Origin of the sequence: Larkinella bovis (assembly GCF_042655385.1) — a bacterium.
In the GTDB taxonomy this organism is placed as follows: domain Bacteria; phylum Bacteroidota; class Bacteroidia; order Cytophagales; family Spirosomataceae; genus Larkinella; species Larkinella bovis.
Map to the genome: position 1 here is coordinate 80,035 of NZ_JBHSMA010000016.1, position 19,464 is coordinate 99,498.

At 55.4% G+C, this 19,464-nt stretch carries 11 protein-coding genes and 1 pseudogene; 9 read left to right on the forward strand and 3 right to left on the reverse strand.

Translation table 11 applies throughout. The annotated features are described in order from the left end of the window. Positions 1 to 65: 65 nt before the first annotated feature. From ACFPMF_RS26270 to ACFPMF_RS26290, 5 genes and pseudogenes are all read left to right on the forward strand, one after another. Positions 66 to 1,067 (forward strand): FecR family protein, encoded by a 1,002-nt coding sequence (locus ACFPMF_RS26270; RefSeq protein WP_379850806.1) that lies wholly within the window; start codon positions 66 to 68, stop codon positions 1,065 to 1,067. Between the two features lie 510 nt (positions 1,068 to 1,577). After that, a pseudogene (locus ACFPMF_RS26275) lies at positions 1,578 to 4,592 on the forward strand (SusC/RagA family TonB-linked outer membrane protein). 23 nt (positions 4,593 to 4,615) lie between these two features. Next, positions 4,616 to 6,121 (forward strand): RagB/SusD family nutrient uptake outer membrane protein, encoded by a 1,506-nt coding sequence (locus ACFPMF_RS26280; RefSeq protein ID WP_379850808.1) that lies wholly within the window; start codon positions 4,616 to 4,618, stop codon positions 6,119 to 6,121. 176 nt (positions 6,122 to 6,297) lie between these two features. After that, positions 6,298 to 7,206 carry a ThuA domain-containing protein gene (locus ACFPMF_RS26285; protein WP_379850810.1) on the forward strand — a complete coding sequence of 303 codons (909 nt, stop codon included), beginning with the start codon at positions 6,298 to 6,300 and terminating at the stop codon, positions 7,204 to 7,206. A gap of 60 nt (positions 7,207 to 7,266) precedes the next feature. After that, a complete protein-coding gene (locus ACFPMF_RS26290; RefSeq protein ID WP_379850812.1) occupies positions 7,267 to 10,434 on the forward strand; it encodes a PVC-type heme-binding CxxCH protein in 3,168 nt (1,055 codons plus the stop codon). A 59-nt stretch (positions 10,435 to 10,493) separates the two neighbouring features. Here the strand turns inward: ACFPMF_RS26290 and ACFPMF_RS26295 are convergent, their stop codons facing one another. Beyond that, entirely contained in the window at positions 10,494 to 11,501 is a 1,008-nt protein-coding gene (locus tag ACFPMF_RS26295; RefSeq protein ID WP_379850814.1) for a bestrophin family protein, read from the reverse strand. 122 nt (positions 11,502 to 11,623) lie between these two features. On the opposite strand from ACFPMF_RS26295, the gene ACFPMF_RS26300 reads away from it, so the two are divergent. After that, the gene (locus ACFPMF_RS26300) at positions 11,624 to 12,541 is read left to right on the forward strand and encodes a pirin family protein (RefSeq protein WP_379850816.1); all 918 of its coding nucleotides are present in this window, start codon (positions 11,624 to 11,626) and stop codon (positions 12,539 to 12,541) included. Between the two features lie 214 nt (positions 12,542 to 12,755). On the opposite strand, the gene ACFPMF_RS26305 is transcribed toward ACFPMF_RS26300, so the two are convergent. Further along, entirely contained in the window at positions 12,756 to 13,226 is a 471-nt protein-coding gene (locus tag ACFPMF_RS26305; RefSeq protein WP_379850818.1) for a Dps family protein, read from the reverse strand. A 610-nt stretch (positions 13,227 to 13,836) separates the two neighbouring features. Between ACFPMF_RS26305 and plsY the strand changes: the two genes are divergently transcribed. From plsY to ACFPMF_RS26320, 3 genes are all read left to right on the forward strand, one after another. Further along, positions 13,837 to 14,496 carry a glycerol-3-phosphate 1-O-acyltransferase PlsY gene (gene plsY, locus ACFPMF_RS26310; RefSeq protein WP_379850820.1) on the forward strand — a complete coding sequence of 220 codons (660 nt, stop codon included), beginning with the start codon at positions 13,837 to 13,839 and terminating at the stop codon, positions 14,494 to 14,496. Positions 14,497 to 14,599: 103 nt separating this feature from the next. After that, the gene (locus tag ACFPMF_RS26315; protein WP_379850822.1) at positions 14,600 to 15,979 is read left to right on the forward strand and encodes a dipeptidase; all 1,380 of its coding nucleotides are present in this window, start codon (positions 14,600 to 14,602) and stop codon (positions 15,977 to 15,979) included. A 132-nt stretch (positions 15,980 to 16,111) separates the two neighbouring features. Continuing rightward, on the forward strand, positions 16,112 to 17,011 hold the full coding sequence (locus tag ACFPMF_RS26320; RefSeq protein ID WP_379850824.1) for a DUF1207 domain-containing protein: 900 nt from the start codon (positions 16,112 to 16,114) through the stop codon (positions 17,009 to 17,011). A 117-nt stretch (positions 17,012 to 17,128) separates the two neighbouring features. Here the strand turns inward: ACFPMF_RS26320 and ACFPMF_RS26325 are convergent, their stop codons facing one another. Next, a complete protein-coding gene (locus ACFPMF_RS26325; RefSeq protein ID WP_379850826.1) occupies positions 17,129 to 19,462 on the reverse strand; it encodes an aminotransferase class III-fold pyridoxal phosphate-dependent enzyme in 2,334 nt (777 codons plus the stop codon). Between the last annotated feature and the right edge of the window lie 2 nt (positions 19,463 to 19,464).

Genomic DNA, 19,464 nt, shown 5'->3' on the forward strand with positions numbered 1-19,464 from the left:
GCCCGGATCGACCCGACCGGACTGCTTTCCTGCCCCTGAACGGTGCCTAAATCGTATGATGAAATATGGAATCTGAAGTCAACAAGCATTTGATTTTTAGCTACTTCGGCCGAACGGCTTCTCCGCTCCAGCGCGAGCTGATTGCGCAGTGGCTGCGGGAAGAGAAGAACGAAGAGCAATTCTACGAATGGCTGGAAGAGTGGGAAAGCAGCCACCCGCAATACCACGCCCCGACGGATCGGGCTCACCAACGGTATGCGGCTTTTCTGGCCGATCATCCGCAAGCCAGCGAAGCCCCCGCCGACGAACCCGAACCGCTCCCTCCCCACCGCTGGCACCGGAAACAGTGGCTGGTAGCCGCTTCGTTGCTGTTCCTGCTCGGACTGGGGGCGCTGGCTTTTGAAAAACCGCTGCGGTATCAGACCTACGAAACCGCCTTTGGCGAAACCCGCTCGTTCCGGTTGTCCGACGGCAGTACCGTCATGCTGAACGCCAACTCCAGTCTGCAAGTCCCGCGTTGGGGGTTTGGCCGCCGTACCCGCGAAGTTCTGCTCACCGGCGAAGCGAGCTTTTCGGTCACCCACCTGCCAAACGATCAGAAATTTGTGGTTAAAACCAGGAAAAACTTCGAAGTCGTGGTGCTGGGCACAGAATTTACGGTTTTTGCCCGGAAGCGGGGCACCCGCGTGACGCTCAACAAAGGGCAGGTCCGGCTGCACTACCAGGAAGGGGTCGCGCGCAAACACCTAACCATGCAGCCGGGTGAACTGGTGACGCTCGACCCCCACAACCAGCTTGCGCTGAAAAAAGTACGGTCACCGCAACTTCGCCCGACCTGGAACGAGAAGCGGTTTGTGTTCGACGAAACGCCCCTTCAGGAAGTGGCTTATCTGCTCGAAGAAAACTACGGTCTGCAGGTCAGCATCCGCGATTCGGCCCTGGCTGACCGCCGGCTGATGGGTTCGTTCCGGGCCGACAACGTCGATCAATTGCTGCAATCGATTTCCGAACTGCTCGACATCAGCGTCGTGCGGCAGGGCAACCGGGTGCAACTGACCAGCCACTAACCATCTCACACTATATCCCTTTCCCTTACTTCTATGATCCACTCTATCCGGAAAGTCGCCCAAACGGGACTTCTGCTCACCCTTCTGCTGCATTTAGAGCCCGGCTGGGCGCAGTCCGGCCTGCTGGCCAGCAACCTGCAGCAACGCGACCGGCAACGTTTCAAGGGCGCAACCCGCCAGCTCAAGGAGGTACTCTCGGAACTCAAATCCCGGTACCGCGTCGATATTCTGTTCGAACTGCGGGCGGTCGAAGGCGTCTCGGTAGCCGCCGAAACCGTCCGGCCCGAGGTCAGCCTGGAAAAAAACCTGACAACGATTTTACGACCGCTGGGTTTTCGGTACAAAAAAGTCAACAGCAGTTCGTACATCGTCGTCAGCGATAAGAAAAACCGCAAATTGACCGAGATTGAAAGCCTTTTACCCGAAAACGAAGCGGTTTTACAAAGCCCGGCGCTGACGGCGGAAAAGCTGCCGGATGCGGCCAGCCCGGTGGCGGTTCCGGCGGAAGCCATGGCAGTGGATAAAGCCATCAGCGGTTCGGTGAAAAGCGAAACCGGTGAAGCCCTGCCCGGTGTAAGTGTCGTCGTCAAGAATACCACGCGGGGTACGTCGACCGACGGCGAGGGCAATTACAAACTCAACGTACCGGACGAAGCCACCACGCTGGTTTTTTCGTTCGTCGGCTATCTGAATCAGGAAGTTACGATTGGCAACCGAACGACCATCGACGTGCAGCTTCAGCCCGACCAGAAAACGCTGAACGAGGTCGTGGTGGTGGGTTACGGGGTGCAGCGCAAATCGGATTTAACCGGCGCGGTCGGAACCGTAAAAGCCGAAGCCCTGCAGGAACGCCCGGCGGCTTCGCTGAATCAGGGCCTGGCCGGCCGGATTACCGGGGTTAACGTTTCGGTGAATTCCGGGCGACCGGGTGGGCGCGCCAACATCCGCATCCGGGGAAACACCTCGGTGAGCGTGGCCAATAACCCCCTGTACGTCATTGACGGCGTGATCCTGAATGCCAGCGGGTTGACCAACGGCAGTACACCCATCGATTACATCAACCCGAACGACATCGCGAGTATCGAAGTCCTGAAAGACGCTTCGGCCACGGCCATTTACGGGGCGCGGGGTGCCAACGGCGTTATCCTCGTCACCACCAAACGGGGCAGCCAGACCGGCGGCCGGGTGACGTACGACACGGATTTCAGCATCGGGGTGTTGCCCAAAAAACTGGAATTGCTGAATTCCGAAGAGTTTTTACGAGTGGAAGACATTGCCTACCAGAATGCCCAGAAATACGATCCGGTGGGCTGGGCCGGCGGGAAATACAAAGATCCCAAAACCAAACGGACCAATCCGCTGCTGTTCGATGCCAGCGGAAAACCGCTGTACAATACCGACTGGCAGGACGAAGCCTTTCAGCAGGCGTTTACGCAAAACCACTAGCTGTCGTTCGCGGGTGGCAACGGCAAGGACAGTTACGGCGTCTACCTGAATTATCGGAACGAAAACGGGCTGGTTAAAGAATCGTGGCTGAAGCGGTATGCTGGCCGGTTTGTGTTCGATAGCCAGATCAAAAACTGGCTGAAAGTCGGCGGCAGCCTGGGCTACAACGACCAGAGTGAAAACCAGATCGATCCGCTGGGCGCGGGCGGGATCATCGCCATGCGGCAGGTGCTCGAAGCCCTGCCCATCATCCCGGTGAAATACCCCGACGGGCGCTGGGGCGGCAACGAAGACTATCCGGGCATGGAAGGGGGCGGCAACCCGATCAACATTCTGAAAGAACGGCTGAATTACATCAAAACCCAAACCCTGCTGGGCAACGTCTACGCCAACCTGAACCTGGCGAAAGGGCTGGAATTGCGCACCACCGTCGGAACCAACATCATCAACCAGCGGATCGATCTCTACAGCGGCCGGACGCTGAACTACATTTCCCGGAACCAGGGCGGTATTGCCACCGTCACCAACGAGCGGCACAATTCCTGGCAATTCGAGAATTACCTGACCTATAACCGGCAGTTCCGAAACATCCATTCGGTCACGGGTTTGCTGGGCTTGTCCTGGCAGCACGTCGACCGGTTTACGGCGGCCGCGTCCACGCAGAATTTTCAGGATGATTACTTCCTGTTCAACAACCTCGGCGCCGGTTCTAACCCCCAGGCACCCAGTTCTTCGGCGGTGGCCTACGGGCTGAACTCCTACTTCGGGCGGGTAAACTACGGCCTGAAAGACAAATACTTACTGACGCTTACCGGCCGGATCGACGGCTCATCGAAGTTCGGCTCGGCCAACCGGTATGCGTTCTTCCCCTCGGCGGCCCTGGCCTGGCGGATTACCGAGGAAGATTTCATGAAAGACATTCCGGCTATATCCAACCTGAAACTTCGAACCAGCTACGGCGTTACCGGGAACTCCGAAATCACGGCCTACCAGGCCCTGGCGGGGATGAGCAATTACTCGGTTATTTTCGGCGGAGCCCGCGCCATCGGAATCGGCACGGGACGGCTGGCGAACCCGGATTTGCGCTGGGAGAAAACGCACCAGATCGACGCCGGGCTGGAGCTCGGACTGTTCCAGAACCGGATTTCCGTCGAAGTGGACGTCTACCGGAAACTGACTACCGATATGCTCCTGAGCGCGCCCGTGCCCTACAGCAGCGGGTACGAGACGGTTTCCAAAAACGTGGGGAGTATGGAAAACCGGGGCATCGAGTTCGCCCTGAACAGCGTCAACGTGAATGCCGGCGATTTTTCGTGGAATACGACGTTCAATATTTCGTACAACAAGAACAAGGTGATCGCGCTGACCGGCGGTTCCGACATCTTCGTCGGCTTCACCGTGGTGCGGGAAGGCGAACCAGTTGGTTCCTATTTTGGCTTCGTTCACCAGGGCACCTGGAGCACTTCGGAAGAATCGGAAGCAGCCAAATACCTGAAAAAACCGGGTGATGTCAAATACCAGGATGTCAACCAGGACGGTATTATCAACAACAACGACCGCGTGATCATCGGGCGGGGTATTCCGAAATCGTTCGGAACCTTCCTGAACACGTTTAAGTACAAAAATTTTGACCTGACCGTCGATTTGCAATTCATGACCGGCAACGATGTGCTGTACCGCAGCGAACACTCCGCCGAAGACCGCCAGGGCATTGCCAACAGTTTCAAAACCGTATTGAACGCCTGGACGCCCGAAAACCAGCATACGCCCATCGCGCAGTTGCGGCCGGTTTCCGCCGGGTATAACACCAACGAAGACACGCACCGGGTAAAAGACGGTTCGTTCCTGCGGGGTCGCAACCTGCTGCTGGCGTACACCTTTCCGACGACGGTGGTGGACAAACTGAAACTGAACCGCCTACGGGCGTACGCTTCGGTGCAGAACTTTTTTCTGAGCACCCAATATCCGGGCTATGATCCGGAAGTTTCGACCACCGGCAGTGCCTTCGATCAGGGGGTTGCATTATACGACTACCCGAAACCGCGGGTCTTCATGGTCGGCCTGAACATTGGTCTTTAATTCTTCCCAAACCGTCTTTTACGATGAAACGAACGATAAAAATCACCGGTCAATGGATGCTCTTCACCGCCCTGCTGCTGAATGGGGCGGGTTGCTCGGACTTCCTGGAAGAAGCCAATCCGTCCAATTTTACGGTTGAAAACTACTTCACCAAACCCGAACACGCCACCAGCGCCGTCAATTCAATTTACGACGCACTGAAAACTCCCACCGGGGGCGGTTTTAACGGAGCGCCCTGGATGATGCTCGAATTTGCGACCGGTCTGGCCAATACGGAGTTAGGACAGGCCGTCAACAGCATTTTCGTCCGCAATCTGAACAATACGTCCGATAACGAATACGGCCGGATTTACTGGGCGAGCAGTTACAAAGGTATCGGGAATGCCAACCTGGCGATTGCCAAAATACCGGGCATTCCGATGGACGAAACCGCCAAAAAGAAAGCCTTGGGCGAAGCCCGGTTTCTACGCGCCTGGTATTATTACAACCTGGTCCGGATTTTTGGCAAAGTGCCCCTGATTACCGAACCCATCGGCCTGACCTCCGAAAATCTGATCCCCGCGGCCGCGACGGAGGAAGCCATTTACACGCAGATTGTGGCCGATCTGGTCGAAGCCGAAGCATCCGGTTTGCCGTATCTGGACAAATCCGGGCGGGTGTCGCTCGGCGCGGTCAAGTCGCTGCTGGCGGGCGTTTACCTCACGATGGCCGGTTATCCACTGCAAAAAGGAGCGGAGTACTACAAGAAAGCCGCTGACAAGGCCAATGAGGTTATTACCTCCAACCAGTACAGTCTGTTTGCGTCGTACGACGACCTGCACGACCCGACGAAGAAGAATACCGGCGAGAACATTTTCATGGTGCAGTTTGCCGCCAATATCCAACCCTCGGGCTGGCAGACGTCCATCATTCCGTACAACCAGGGCATTTCGGCCTATTCGGACGAAACCGGGGCCATTTTCGCCAACAAGGAGTTTGTGGAATCGTACGCCAAAGGCGATAAACGGGCCGAGGAAAAGCAGTTTTATTACCGAACGTTTACGCTGAGCGACGACCGGTCGAAAACCGTCGATCTGGGCGGCTATTACATCTACAAGCATTTCGACACGGCCGCCCACCTGACCACCACCAGCAGCGACCTGAACTGGCCGCTGATCCGGTTTGCCGAGGTATTGCTGACCTACGCCGAAGCGCAGAACGAAGTATCGGGACCAACGCCGGAAGCCTACGAAGCCGTGAACAAAATCCGCCGGCGGGCGAACCTGCCCAACCTGGCCGGGCTGACCAAAGAGCAATTGCGCGAAGCCGTCTGGAAAGAACGCTGGTACGAACTGAGCTTCGAAAACATCACCTGGTTTGACATGGTACGGTTGCGGAAAGCCTTTAATGTCACCACAAAATCCTTCGACAATTACGTGGGTCATAAATTCTCGTACGGGCCGGTTTTGAAGGAACGCGAGCTGCTGTTCCCGATTCCGACGGCGGAAATCCGGAACAACAGCAAGCTGGTGCAAAATCCGGGGTATTGATTCTCCGTTCCAGGTTTTCAGTTTCTGGCTTTTCGGCTTTTAGCGAAGCCGTTTGCCGAACGCTGCCGGGTTTAAAACCAAAAACTAGAAACTGAAAACTACGTACGTCCACTTTTATGGGTATATTCGGCGACCGATCGACTTATCATTAAGAGTTTCCCAAAACCGTACTTTGCATGAAAAACAAACGCAGAGCTTTTTTGCAACAGACCTCCGGCTTGCTGGGCCTGACCGGCCTGCTGAGTCTGGCCGAAAACGAAGCCCTCGCCGAAAGCCTGAAATCCCTTCCGGCCAAAGCCGGTAAACCGTACATCGTTTTTGTCACCGGTGACCACGAATACAGCGGAGAACAGACGCTGCCGCTTATTGCCGCTGAACTGGAAAAAAACTACGGCATGCGGACCCGCGTGCTCAAAGCGGCACCGGACCAGAACGCCGAAAAAAACATTCCCGGTCTGGAAGCACTCCGGGAAGCCGATCTGGCGGTTTTCTTCCTGCGGTGGCGCCAGTTACCTCCCGATCAACTGCAATACATTGACGAATACCTTAAGTCGGGCAAACCCGTGATGGGATTTCGAACCACCACCCACGCGTTTAATTTCCCCCAGGGCGATACGTCCGAAGTCTGGAATGCCTTTGGCGAACGCGCTTTTGGAACCCCTCCCGGTTGGGGAAAAGCGGGTCATACCCACTACGGGCATAAGAGTACAACCGATGTTACAGTGATTCCGGAAGCGGCCAAGCACCCCATTCTGACGGGGGTGGCTCCGTCATTCCATGCCGCTTCGTGGCTCTACCGGGTCCGACCCGAGTATCCTCCGAAGGATGCGACGCTGCTGCTGATGGGAAAATCGGTCAACCCCGACAAACCGGCCATCGATAACCCGGTAGCCTGGACCTGGACCAATAAAGCCAATGCCAAGGTGTTCTTTACGACGCTGGGCCATCCCGAAGACTTCCAGGACGAAAGTCTTCAGCGCCTGACCATCAATGCCATCCATTGGTTGCTGGGTAAGCCTGTTCCGAAACGCTGGAAAGGGAAAATAGCCATCAACGTGCCTTACCGGGGCATCGTAAAATCCTGAAGGAGCCAGGTCGGACCCCCACCCTTGAAATGCCTGCTATACCCATGACCCGTTATAACAATGTCTAAGCCCCGGAAAAATAGTCTGATTGGATTACTCGTCGCGTTTGGCCTGGTGCTGATTGCCTTCAGCGCCTTCCAGACCGGACCGCCGACGCTGACGCTTCAGAAAGGTTCACACATCATGCTGCTCGGCAACAACCTGGGGTCGAGGATGATGAATTACGATAATTTCGAAACGGAACTGCACGTTCGCTACCCCGAAAATTCGCTGCACATCCGCAACATGTGCGACGGGGGCGACACCCCCGGTTTTCGGCCCCACGCCAGCCGCAACAACCCCTGGGCGTTTCCGGGTGCCGAAAAATTCCAGACCGAATATGCCAATCCTTCCGCTAGCGAAGGTCACTTCGAGACACCCGACCAGTGGCTGACCCGGCTGAAAACCGACATCATTGTTGCGTTTTTTGGTTACAACGAATCGTTTCAGGGACCGGCAGGGCTCGAAAACTACAAAGCCGAGCTGGACGCGTTCATCAAATGGACGCTGAGCCAGAAATACAACGGCACCTCAGCCCCGCAACTCGCCCTTGTGTCGCCCATTGCGTTCGAGGATTTGTCGGCCAAGATGGATTTGCCCAACGGCAAGAAGGAAAACGAAAATCTGGCCCTGTACACCAAAGCCATGAAGGAAGTGGCCGACAAAAACAAAGTGCTTTTTGTCGATGCCTTCACGCCTTCGCAGCAGTGGTACGCCAGCACGAAGGAAGACCTGACCATCGACGGTTCGCAACTGAACGAAGAAGGCTACAAAAAACTGGGTGTGCTGCTGGTCGATCAGATTTTCGGCAAAGCCCCGAAGAAAGCCGAAGCCAACCGGGCGCTGATTCACGATGCCGTGATGGAGAAAAACTGGATGTGGCACAACGACTTCAAAATTCCGAACGGCGTACACGTCTACGGTCGGCGTTACAATCCGTTCGGACCGGACAACTACCCCGCCGAAATCCAGAAAATCCGCGAAATGACCGACATCCGGGATCAGGCGGTTTGGCTGGCGGCTTCCAAAGGCCAGAAAACGGACCTGGCCGCAGCCGATAAAAAAACCAGCGCGCTCCCGCCCGTCAAAACGAACTACAATCCGGAAAAAAACGGCAGCCTGACGTACCTCTACGGCAATGACGCCCTTACGAAGCTGAAGGTGCCGCAGGGCTATAAAATTGAACTGTTTGCGTCGGAACAGGAATTTCCCGATCTGGCGAAGCCCATGCAGATGTCGTTCGACAACAAAGGCCGGCTGTGGGTGGCGTGTATGCCAAGTTACCCGCACTACAAACCGGGCGACGCCAAACCGAACGATAAAATCATTATCCTGGAAGACACCAACGGCGACAACAAAGCCGACAAGCAGACGGTTTTTGCCGACGGCCTGCACCTGCCCCTCGGTTTTGAAATTGCCAAGGAAGGCGTTTACGTCTCGCAGGGAACCAACCTGAAACTGTTCACCGATACGAACGGCGACGACAAAGCCGACAAGGTGGAGATTCTGCTGAGCGGTTTTGACGACCACGACACCCACCACAACAGCCACGCGTTTTGCGTCGATCCATCCGGGGCCATCTACTCGGGCGAGGGCGTGTTCCTCCATACGAACGTTGAAACTTCGTACGGGCCGGTTCGGGCGACCAACGGCGGTTTTTACCGCTATTCGCCCCAACTCCGTAAACTGGAGCGCACCGCCCAGCTCTCGATTCCGAACCCCTGGGGCATTGCGTTCGACGACTGGGGCCAGCCGTTTTTTGCCGAGACCTCCAGCCCGGATGTGCGCTGGATGATGCCCGGTTCGGTCCTGCCGCGCTACGGTCAGGCTACGCACAAATCGGTGCAGTTGATCGAGGACGCCCACCGTGTGCGGCCGACTTCGGGCCTGGAATTTGTGTCGAGCCGTCATTTTCCGGACGAGCTACAGGGCGACCTGCTGATTAATAACACCATCGGTTTTCTCGGCACGAAAGAACACACCCTGGTCGACGACGGAACGGGTTACAAAAGCCGGCATCGGCAGGATCTGATCGTGAGCGATGACCGCAATTTCCGGCCCGTTGACATGGAATTTGCACCGGACGGTTCGCTGTACGTAATCGACTGGCACAACATTCTGATCGGGCACATGCAGCACAACGCCCGCGACCCGCTGCGCGACCATTCGCACGGCCGGGTCTACCGGGTTACGTATCCGTCGCGGCCGCTGGTCAAACCGGCGAAAGTAGACGGGGCCACGATTGACGAACTGCTCGATAACCTGAAATTACCGGAATACCGTACCCGCTACCGCACCCGGCGCGAACTGCGCGGTCGGGATGTGAATCAGGTGTTAGCCAAACTGACGCCCTGGGTGAACAAACTCGACAAAAATGATCCGCGCTACGAGCACCACGTGCTGGAAGCCTTGTGGGTCAGCTGGGGGATGAACAAAGTCGATCAGAAGCTGCTGCGGCAAATGCTGAAGGCGAAGGATTATCACGCCCGGGCAGCGGCCGTTCAGGTGCTGCGCTATACCGGCCATCAGGTAAAAGACCAGGCTGATCTGCTCATGCAGGCGGTGAAAGACGACAACAGCCGGGTTCGGCTCGACGCCATCGTGGCCGCGTCCTGGATTGGGCCGGAAAAAGGCTTACCCATTCTGGAAGAAGCCGCCAAAAAGCCGCTGGACGACTGGATGATTCATGCCCACACGGCCGCCGTGGCCCACCTGAAAGGCGAAAACGTCAAGCCGATCAAGGCGAAAGCGACGGCAACGACCCTGAAAGGCCCGGAACTGGCGCTGTATAACGCCGGCAAGGAAATTTACGGCAAAGAAGGCTACTGCGTTACCTGCCACCAGGCCGACGGCAAGGGGCTGGCGGCTTCCGGTTTTCCGCCCCTCAACGGCACTAAATGGGTAACCGGCAATGAAGAACGCCTGATCAAAATCGTCCTGAAAGGCTTGCTGGGCCCGATTGAAGTGGCGGGCAAAAACTACCCCGGTCAGGTGCCGATGACGCCCTTCGCCGGTTTGCTGAACGACAACGAACTGGCCGCCGTGCTGACGTACGTTCGGAACTCCTTCGGAAACCAGGCTTCCGCCATCACGCCGGAGCAGGTGAAGAAAGTCCGGGCCGCGACCGAAAGCAAAAAGGATTTCTATTCGCCGGACCAGTTGCTGAAAGCGCACCCGATGGAAAAATAACCAAACCGGTTTTAGCAAAATCCCTGACAGCGGTTTTCGTGCCTGTCAGGGATTTTTGTTTACATTAAAATATTATTGACGGCCTGCATCCGCTTCGGCAAGTCGGTTTCGCCGAGCATATCCCGAAGGTCGATCTCGATATTGCGGCAGATGGCGGTCATCGGCACGTCGTTGATGCTGTTCTCGAACGGGTTCTCGCTGGTATCACCCACAATCTCCATTGTATTGAAAATCCAGGCAATGACGGTAAAAAACGGCACCGTCAGCCACACATGCCAACTGCTCATCCGGGCCATTTCGGTCAGCAAACCGTACGGCAGTACGAAGATAAACAGCCAGGTAAATACGTAACTGAAGAAGGCATACTGGCGCGGAAACGGAAAGGATTTGATGCGTTCGCAGGCCCCCTGCTGGTTGTAGAACTCGGCCAGCATCCGCTCCAGATCAACGTGGTGGTAATCGCTGAGCCAACCGCGCTCCCGCAGCTCGCGCAACTGGGCCGACTGCTGACGGATCAACACCGTGGCCGGATTCGGGTGTTTAATCAGGTTCTCGATTTCGTTCGCTGGCAAAAACCGCATCAATTCAAGATCCAGGCTGCACAGCCGGAAGGCCTCAATCCGCTCGATCACCTCATGCGCCGGATTATGGTGCAGTTCCCAGACCGGTTTTTGCCGAAGCTGTACCCGCAGGGCCGTAATGTAGGCCAGATGGCGGTAAATCAGTTCCTTCCGAACCGGCTGTAAGGCACTCTCTTCCAACGTCTTCTCCGACCGCGAAATATAATCCAGTACCATAATTCCCCACGACCGGCTGGCATTGGTGATGCTTCCCCAGATTCGCCGGGCTTCCCAAAGCCGGTCGTAGGACGAATTATTCTTAAACCCGACGTAAAACGCCACCGCCGTGCCGATCGTGGCGACGGGCACAAACGGGATGGCCAGGAATTTCCAGTTCATCAGGTCATAGAGCGTACAAACCAGGAAGGAATAACCCAGGAAAAGCAGAATGGCCCGCCAGGTAAACGGAAAGATGATTCTAAACGGAACGCGTTTGGTGGTAAACATACGGCAAGAAGGTCGGTTGGATAGGTGAACAAGATACGTTTTTTGGCCCAAAAGTGTTACTTTACGCCAACGCTTGGCCGATCTTCGTTCTTTTACGGCCCCTGCGTTTCCCTTCCTGTCTTATGTTAGATCAGATCATCGACGCCCGTTCAGCCTCCCTCGGCAACGGTTTTCACGTCCGGCGCATTCTGCCCTACCGGCTGCGACGCATGCTCGGCCCGTTTATTTTCATGGATCACGGGGGTCCGGTGACGTTTACGCCCGAGCAGATTCCGGCGATGGACGTACTGCCCCATCCCCACATTGGCCTTTCGACCGTCAGCTACCTGTTCGACGGGCAGGTGACCCACCGCGACAGTCTGGGCGTTCGGCAGGTGATCCGGCCGGGCGAAGTCAACTGGATGACGGCGGGCCGGGGCATTGCCCATTCCGAGCGGTTCGAAGACCCGGCCACGCTGGCGGGCGGCTCGCTGGAAATGATTCAGACCTGGGTTGCCCTCCCCGAAGCCTATGAAGAAAGTGCCCCCAGCTTCGACAACTACCAGCCCGACGAATTACCCATTTTTACGGACAAAGGCATCTGGCTGCGGCTCATTGCCGGCCAGGCGTTTGGGCTCCAGAACGAGGTAAAAACACATTCGCCCCTGTTTTATGCCCACGTCGTGTTGCAGGCCGGGACACGGTTCGGCCTGCCGCTGGGCTATCCGGAGCGGGGCGCTTACGTGGCCAAAGGCAGCGTGGAAGTCAACGGGACGCCGTACGGCGTCGGCCAGTTGCTGGTGTTTACCCCCGGGATTGATCCGGTCATCGTAGCCCGCGAAACCAGTACGTTGATGCTGCTGGGCGGAGAGCCGCTGGGCGAACGCTACATCTGGTGGAACTTCGTGTCGTCGCGCCCGGAACGCATCGAACAGGCCAAAGCCGACTGGCAGGCGGGGCGGATCGAGTTACCACCCAACGACAACAAAGAGTTTGTTCCCCTGCCCGACGACAAATCCCGCCCCGCCGGCGCATCGCCCCCGCCCCAGGCTTTTTCGTAACGAAACCGCTAAAAAGATGGATCGACTTCCCCGCTGGCCTTGAAGCACAACGGGAAGTCGATCCATACGCTTTTACGGCACGGACAGACCCAGGGGCGGTTTTATCCTTTTGCCCATCCGATGGCCTTTCAGGAATAAAGGCAGCCGGTTTTCGCTCCCCATTCCGTTACGAAGGGCAACCAACACCCGGGTTCCTGGCAGAATGAGACTGGCTTTACTTCAAGTAGGCCCGCAGCATCCAGGCCCACTGCTCGTGTTTCTTCAGCAAACCGGTCAGAAAATCAGCCGTACCGGCATCTTTGTACGTTTCCTCTACGGCTTCGATCTGGTTCCGAATCAGGTGAATAAGCGTCTGGTGGTCGTCCAGCAAATGCCGCAACTGCCGCTGTTGATCGCTGGTATACTCCTCTTCTTCCAGGTTCGTGAGCTTCAGAAAATCTTTCAACCGGCCTTCGGCATAATGGCCAATCATCCGCACGCGTTCAGCTACCTCATCGATGATGGCGTCCAGTTCCGTATAGAGAGTTTCATAAAATTTGTGCATCTCCATAAAATTGCTCCCTTCAATGTTCCAATGGTAATTGCGGGTTTTGATGAGCAGGATGTGTTCATCGGCCAGTAATTTGTTAAGAATCAAGGCTACTTCCTGCGTGTTGCTTTCGCTGATACGGATGTCGGCTTTCATGGTATAACGCGTTTAGAAGATGGAAAAGATATTTTAACAAGATATAACAATAGTAACGTAATTATATATACGTTCAACATAGCACTCGTTTTAGTTGGCCTAACCGGCCTGAGTGCCTGCATACGGATAGGGCCAGGCCAGCTATGCTGCCCCTTCGGGTTCTCTGGATAGCTACGATTTATGTGCCAGAACGCAGGCAGGTCTCTAAAAAAGTGCCGGTTCGGTTTTCGGCGCTTTGCCGTCCGCGAAGCGGGTGCAGGCTCCAAAACTCCGTAGTTATTTTTTTTATCCTCTCAAACAGCCGGATAGGGAAAAACAAGGGCAATCTGTATAAATTTTGTCCAAATATCGTCTCTTAAAATAGGACTGTACGCGGAATTTAAACATTCACCTGATTTTGGGGTTGCAAAAACGTGATTAAATGAATATTTTTCATCATTCTTATGTTATTAAACGGTCATCAAGTCGTTTTTTTGCGTAAATTTGTAGTTCAGGATCTTTCATTACCCACCAAGTATCCCTACATTTAAGTCCGTGCAATTCCATTTTTTGAATGGTTTTGGTAGTTAATACTCAATGTTAATCGCACCGCCGAAGCGGTAGATTTTGAATGAACGTATTATTGATAATTGCGACGACATTACTGGCTTACCTGCTGGGTTCCATTCCAACTGCGGTTTGGTATGGAGAGGGTTTTTTTGGGTTAGATATCCGCAAATACGGCAGTGGGAACGCCGGTGCCACCAACACCTTCCGGGTGCTGGGCAAACGGGCCGGAACGGTTGTGATGCTGATCGACGTGCTGAAAGGCTATACGGCGACCATCCTTTCTTCGCTGCTGTGGTATTTCGACGTCATCGGAACCCACGAAATTCTGACCTTCAAGCTGGTTTTTGGTCTTGTGGCCGTCATCGGACACTGTTTCCCGATCTGGGCTGATTTTAAAGGCGGTAAAGGTGTTGCTTCGCTGCTGGGCATGGTGCTGGCCATTCACCCGGAGGTAGCCGCCGTCTGCATCGGTATTTTTCTGGTGGTCGTAATTGCGTCGCAGTATGTTTCGCTGGGCTCCATGATGGCCGCGCTGGCATTCCCGGTTTTGCTGCTGCTCCAGGCTTTCGGCCAGAAAGAACATCCGTTGTTGATTGTTTTCGGGGTTGTGGTGTTTCTGTTTGTGGTGTTGACGCACCAGAAAAACATCACCCGTTTGCTGAATGGCCAGGAAAACCGGACCCAGTTGATTAAATTCCGGAAGAAAGAAGACGACGAATAAGTTTCAGGATATTGCGATTGCAGGACGCCCCGAAGTGATTAACTTCGGGGCGTTGTTTTTTATAGCTTTTTCTTCGCCCAGCCGGCGAAAAACCGTTAATTCTATGTTATCGACCTATTTTGCTGACCATAAAGAGCGGTTTCTGAACGAACTCCTCGACCTGCTCCGGATTCCGTCCGTGAGCGCCGACTCCCAATTCAAACCGGACATGCGCCGGACAGCCGAGTTTGTCAAAGAAAAACTGACCGCGGCCGGTCTCGACAAGGCCGCCCTCTACGAAACCGCCGGGCATCCGGTGGTGTACGCCGAAAAACTGATCGACGAATCGCTGCCGACGGTATTGGTGTACGGCCACTACGACGTGCAGCCCGCCGACCCGTACGAACTCTGGTACACCCCGCCTTTCGAGCCGACGATCCGCAACGAGCGCATCTACGCCCGGGGCGCCTGCGACGACAAAGGCCAGTTTTACATGCACGTGAAAGCCCTCGAAGCCATGCTGGCAACCGACGGATTGCCCTGCAACGTGAAGGTCATGATCGAGGGCGAGGAAGAAATCGGCTCCGAACACCTGGGGCAGTTTGTGACTGAACACCGCGATATGCTGAAATGCGACGTCATCCTGATTTCGGACACCAGCATCATTGCGAACGACGTGCCGTCGATCGAAGCCGGTTTGCGGGGATTGTCGTACGTCGAAGTCGAGGTGGTCGGACCCAACCGCGACCTGCATTCGGGCGTTTATGGCGGGGCCGTACACAATCCGGTCAACGTGCTTTGCCAGCTGATCGCGTCGCTGCACGACGAAAAAGGTCGCATCACGATCCCCGGTTTTTACGATAAGGTCGACGAACTGAGCGCCGACGAACGGGCTGCCCTGGCCGAAGCACCGTTCGACGAAGAAGAATACAAACGGGATCTGAACCTGAAGGCGGTTTTCGGCGAAGAAGGCTACTCGACCCCCGAACGGGCTTCGATCCGGCCCACGCTCGACGTCAACGGCATCTGGGGAGGGTATACCGGCGAAGGCGCAAAAACCGTCCTGCCGAGCAAAGCGCAGGCCAAAATCAGCATGCGGCTGGTCCCCCGTCAGGACCCCGACGAAATTACGGCGCTGTTTACCAACCACTTTAAAGCCATCGCTCCGCCGACCGTCACCGTAACCGTAACGCCCCACCACGGCGGGCAACCGTACGTAACGCCTACGGATTCGGTGGAATTTGAAGCGGCCCGGCGCGCCTTCCGCGAAGCCTGGGGCAAAGAGGCCATTCCCACCCGGGGTGGTGGCAGCATTCCGATTGTCGCGCTGTTTGAAAAAGAGTTGGGTGTCAAATCCATTCTGATGGGTTTTGGGCTGGACATCGACGCCCTGCATTCGCCGAACGAAAGCTACGGTTTGTTCAATTTCTACAAGGGAATCGAAACCATTCCGTATTTCTATAAACATTACGCGGACTTGAAAAAAACCGTGGTGGACGCCTGACGGTTCTTTTCGCCGACTACCACAACGCAGAATGGCGGGAAGCTGGTCTGGATTTACCAATCCAGACCAACCCTGCTTCAGGATTTGTAATCCGAAACGCCCAAACAGCGTACTAACCGGAGGTTTTACTGCATGATGAACCGTTTCTCACTGCCTTTTCTCCTCTTCCTTTGTTCCCTCGGTGCGCTGGCGCAGGATGTGCCCGACACGTTGGTGATCCGCCAGTCGATGCCCGTTCAGACCCAATACCCGCGCCGGGAATTTCTGCCGAAGGGACACCTTTTCGAGCCGATTCTGCTCGACCCTCTCGAAGCGCAAACGAGCGTCAGTGTGCTGCCCGGCTACTGGATGGATGGCAAAAAATACAACGGTTCTCTTGTTCCCTTCACGTTTGGATTGCGAAAACCGATCATCCGCTGGTATAAATCCGCCGAACGAAGCAGCGAACTTTCGTTCGATGTGGCCTCGTTCACGCAGTTCGAAGTATACCACGATCCGGTTCAGAACAAACAGCGCCGTCAGTTGATGAACACGGATTACCGGCTGAGTTTCCTGTATAACCTCAAAATCCGGCAGCACAGCTGGCGGTTTCGGCTCTACCACCTGTCGTCGCACCTCGGCGACGATTACCTGTTTCGGAATCAGATCAACTATTACCTGCCGAATCCGGTCAATTACGAACTGGTGGATGTAACCTACAACCACGAACGGCAGGGATTGCGAAAATATATTGGGGTCGGCATCGGCCTGCGAAAACCGGAAGAGCGCAAGCGACTCAGCGCCGAAGCCGGTTTTTTCTACCGAAAACCGTCGCAGGCTTTCGCCCGACTAGCCGGTGGCATCGACCTGAAAGTCTGGCAACAAACCGATTTCCGGCCCGGCATCAAAGCCGGTATTGGCCTGGAACTGGGCCGTACGGCCAACAACTTCACCTTCCTGCTCGAAAGTTATACGGGTTTCCGGCCCTACAGTGTGTATGAGAGCCAGAAAACCCGCTGGTTTGGAATCGGTGTGTACTTTAATCCAATTTAAAGTTTTCGGTATTAATACAGTCCCATTGCAAGATCGTTTTAGATTCGGTTTATGACCTTTGCTTCTGTTTTGTAAATTCGAAACCATGGGCTGTTTTTTAATGGACAGAGGAACCGGTCAGGCCAGTCGAGCGAACCCCAACTGATTTTGCCCATCATGGCGGCTATTTTCCAGCCCACCCAGAATTTCCGGTTCCAATTCCTTTAAAGCCTGCTCAAATGCTTCCAGAAACGCCTGGATATGCTGGTCTTGATGGGCAACCATGAGGTACAGCGCGGATGAAGCCAAAATTCCTTTTTCCAGCATTTTAGCGATGAACCTGGTCTTCACCAACCCAGAATGCTGCCCCAACTGAAACTGAAGCGAAGGTGACACAGGCATCCCACCGACCAGCAAACCGCAGCCCGGATAGCGCGCGGCAATCGTTTCCAGCGCTTCTTTCCAGGCCACTCCCTTGTTCCAAACGGTTTCGTGGGCATTCAGCGCCTTCATTTTTTTGAGCACCGCGAGTGCCGCAGCCGTACCAACGCCGTCGGTCCAGTAACTGGAAGAGATGAAGCTTGCATCGGCTTTCTGCATGATGTCGTCGCGGCCAATCACCACCCCGAACGGAAAACCGTTGCTCATGGCTTTGGCGTACACCGCCAGATCAGGCTCTACACCGAGTTTGGACAGCGCCCCCGGAAAACCGTAGCGTAAACCGCTGGTCACCTCGTCGACCACGAAGACGGCGCCTGATTCCCGGCAGCGGGCTGCGACGCGGTTTAAAAAATCATCCTGCGGATATTGCGAGCGCATCGGTTCCATCACCACTCCGGCCAGGTTATTTCCGAGTTTATTCAAAGCCGCTTCAAAGGATTCGAAATCATTGTACCGAAAAGGAACCGAGGTTCCGCGAAGCTCCCGGGGCACCCCTTTGGGTTCCAGACCCGGTAACAGGTGCCCATCCAGCGCCGTATCATCGCTCAGGTTGGCAGCCAGGTACCAGTCGTGCCAGCCGTGATAGCCACAAAACGCGATACCGCTTTTACCCGTGGCCGCCCGCGCGATTCGTACCGCCTGAACCAGGGCATCACCTCCTCCCCGGGCATAGCGTACTTTTCCCGCCCAGGGGTGCAGTTCCAGCAGGAGGTCGGCCAACTCGACTTCCTGCGGATTGACCAGTGAGGAGTAGGAGCCTAACAGTACTCTTCGTTGTACCGCTGCATTGACATCCGGATCCGCATAACCCAGCAGAACCGCCCCAATTCCGCCGGCAAAATCAAGGTAACGCCGACCGGCCATATCCCACACCTCGCAACCCGATGACTTGGAAAAATAAGCAGGCCACTGGTGCTGATCAAACATTTCGGCCCGCTTGGAAAGGAGCCCGGTTCCGCCGGAAATCACTTCGCGCGCGTGTTTCCACAACGCTGGCCCCGTTTCTTCCTGCGGTACGGCTGCTTGGGGAAGATGCGGTTTCAGTAACCGAAGGGCATTGTTCAAAAATAGATCGCTGACATCCTGTTGGGTCAAACCGGCATCCTCACAGGCTTCCCGGAGGGTCAGCAGCGACTCGATGCCTACCAGGGTCATTTCACTTGTCGTCGGCGGTCGGTGTTTGGGATCAATTAGCTCGGGGTGGAGCCAGAAGAAATAGGCGCCCGTCGTAACACATCTGCCCCGCAGCTCGCTGACGGGAAAATCAGATCCCCAAAGCACGCGTCGTGGCCCCAGAATGCGCAGTGCGGCAGCGAATGACTCTGATTCGGTTACGGCGGAGGTATCAATTACCACGTTGTCGAGATCCACCACCGAATACAACCCGCTGCGGGCGTTGCGGTAGTTGAAACTGCGGCCAACATGGGCCAGGATCAGTTTTACATTGGGGTACGTTCGGCAAAGCCGTCTTACTTCCCGCTGGTTGTCCGGGTCCTCCATGGCTCCGTCCCGGACAATATGCAGCAAGAGAACCCCGTTGATTTCATGGAGCAATTCCCAAAGCCATTCGGGGACATACTCCGTCAGGGAAGCGTTCATGGTATCGGGGCGGCTGGCATAGCAATGGTACACCTTGACCCCGCAAAACAACCCGCTCCGTAGATCACGGGCGACCTGTTCGGGTGCATCCTGCGGAGAGACCACCATCAGGGCCCGGCTCAGTGCAGTCCCGTTTTCCTTCACTTCGGTGCCAACCCAGCTATTCATTGCCGGACGAGCGGCATTTTTATGGGGCATTCCAAAATAAAGACCGTAGATCGTCTTTACCGGCATATATTGAAGAAGAGCGTCCCGGTGTTGTTGACAAGCTAAAACCCCGGTGTCTTTGAGAAACGGAAACGTGTCCGGAGCAAAGTGAGCAGGATGATACGGATGGGTGTGAATGTCATAAATTTCGTCGGGCATAAAGCCTTGTAACGAAGACACACTTAATTGATGGTCGGTAGCAGTGAGTTCAGAATTGTATTTCATAA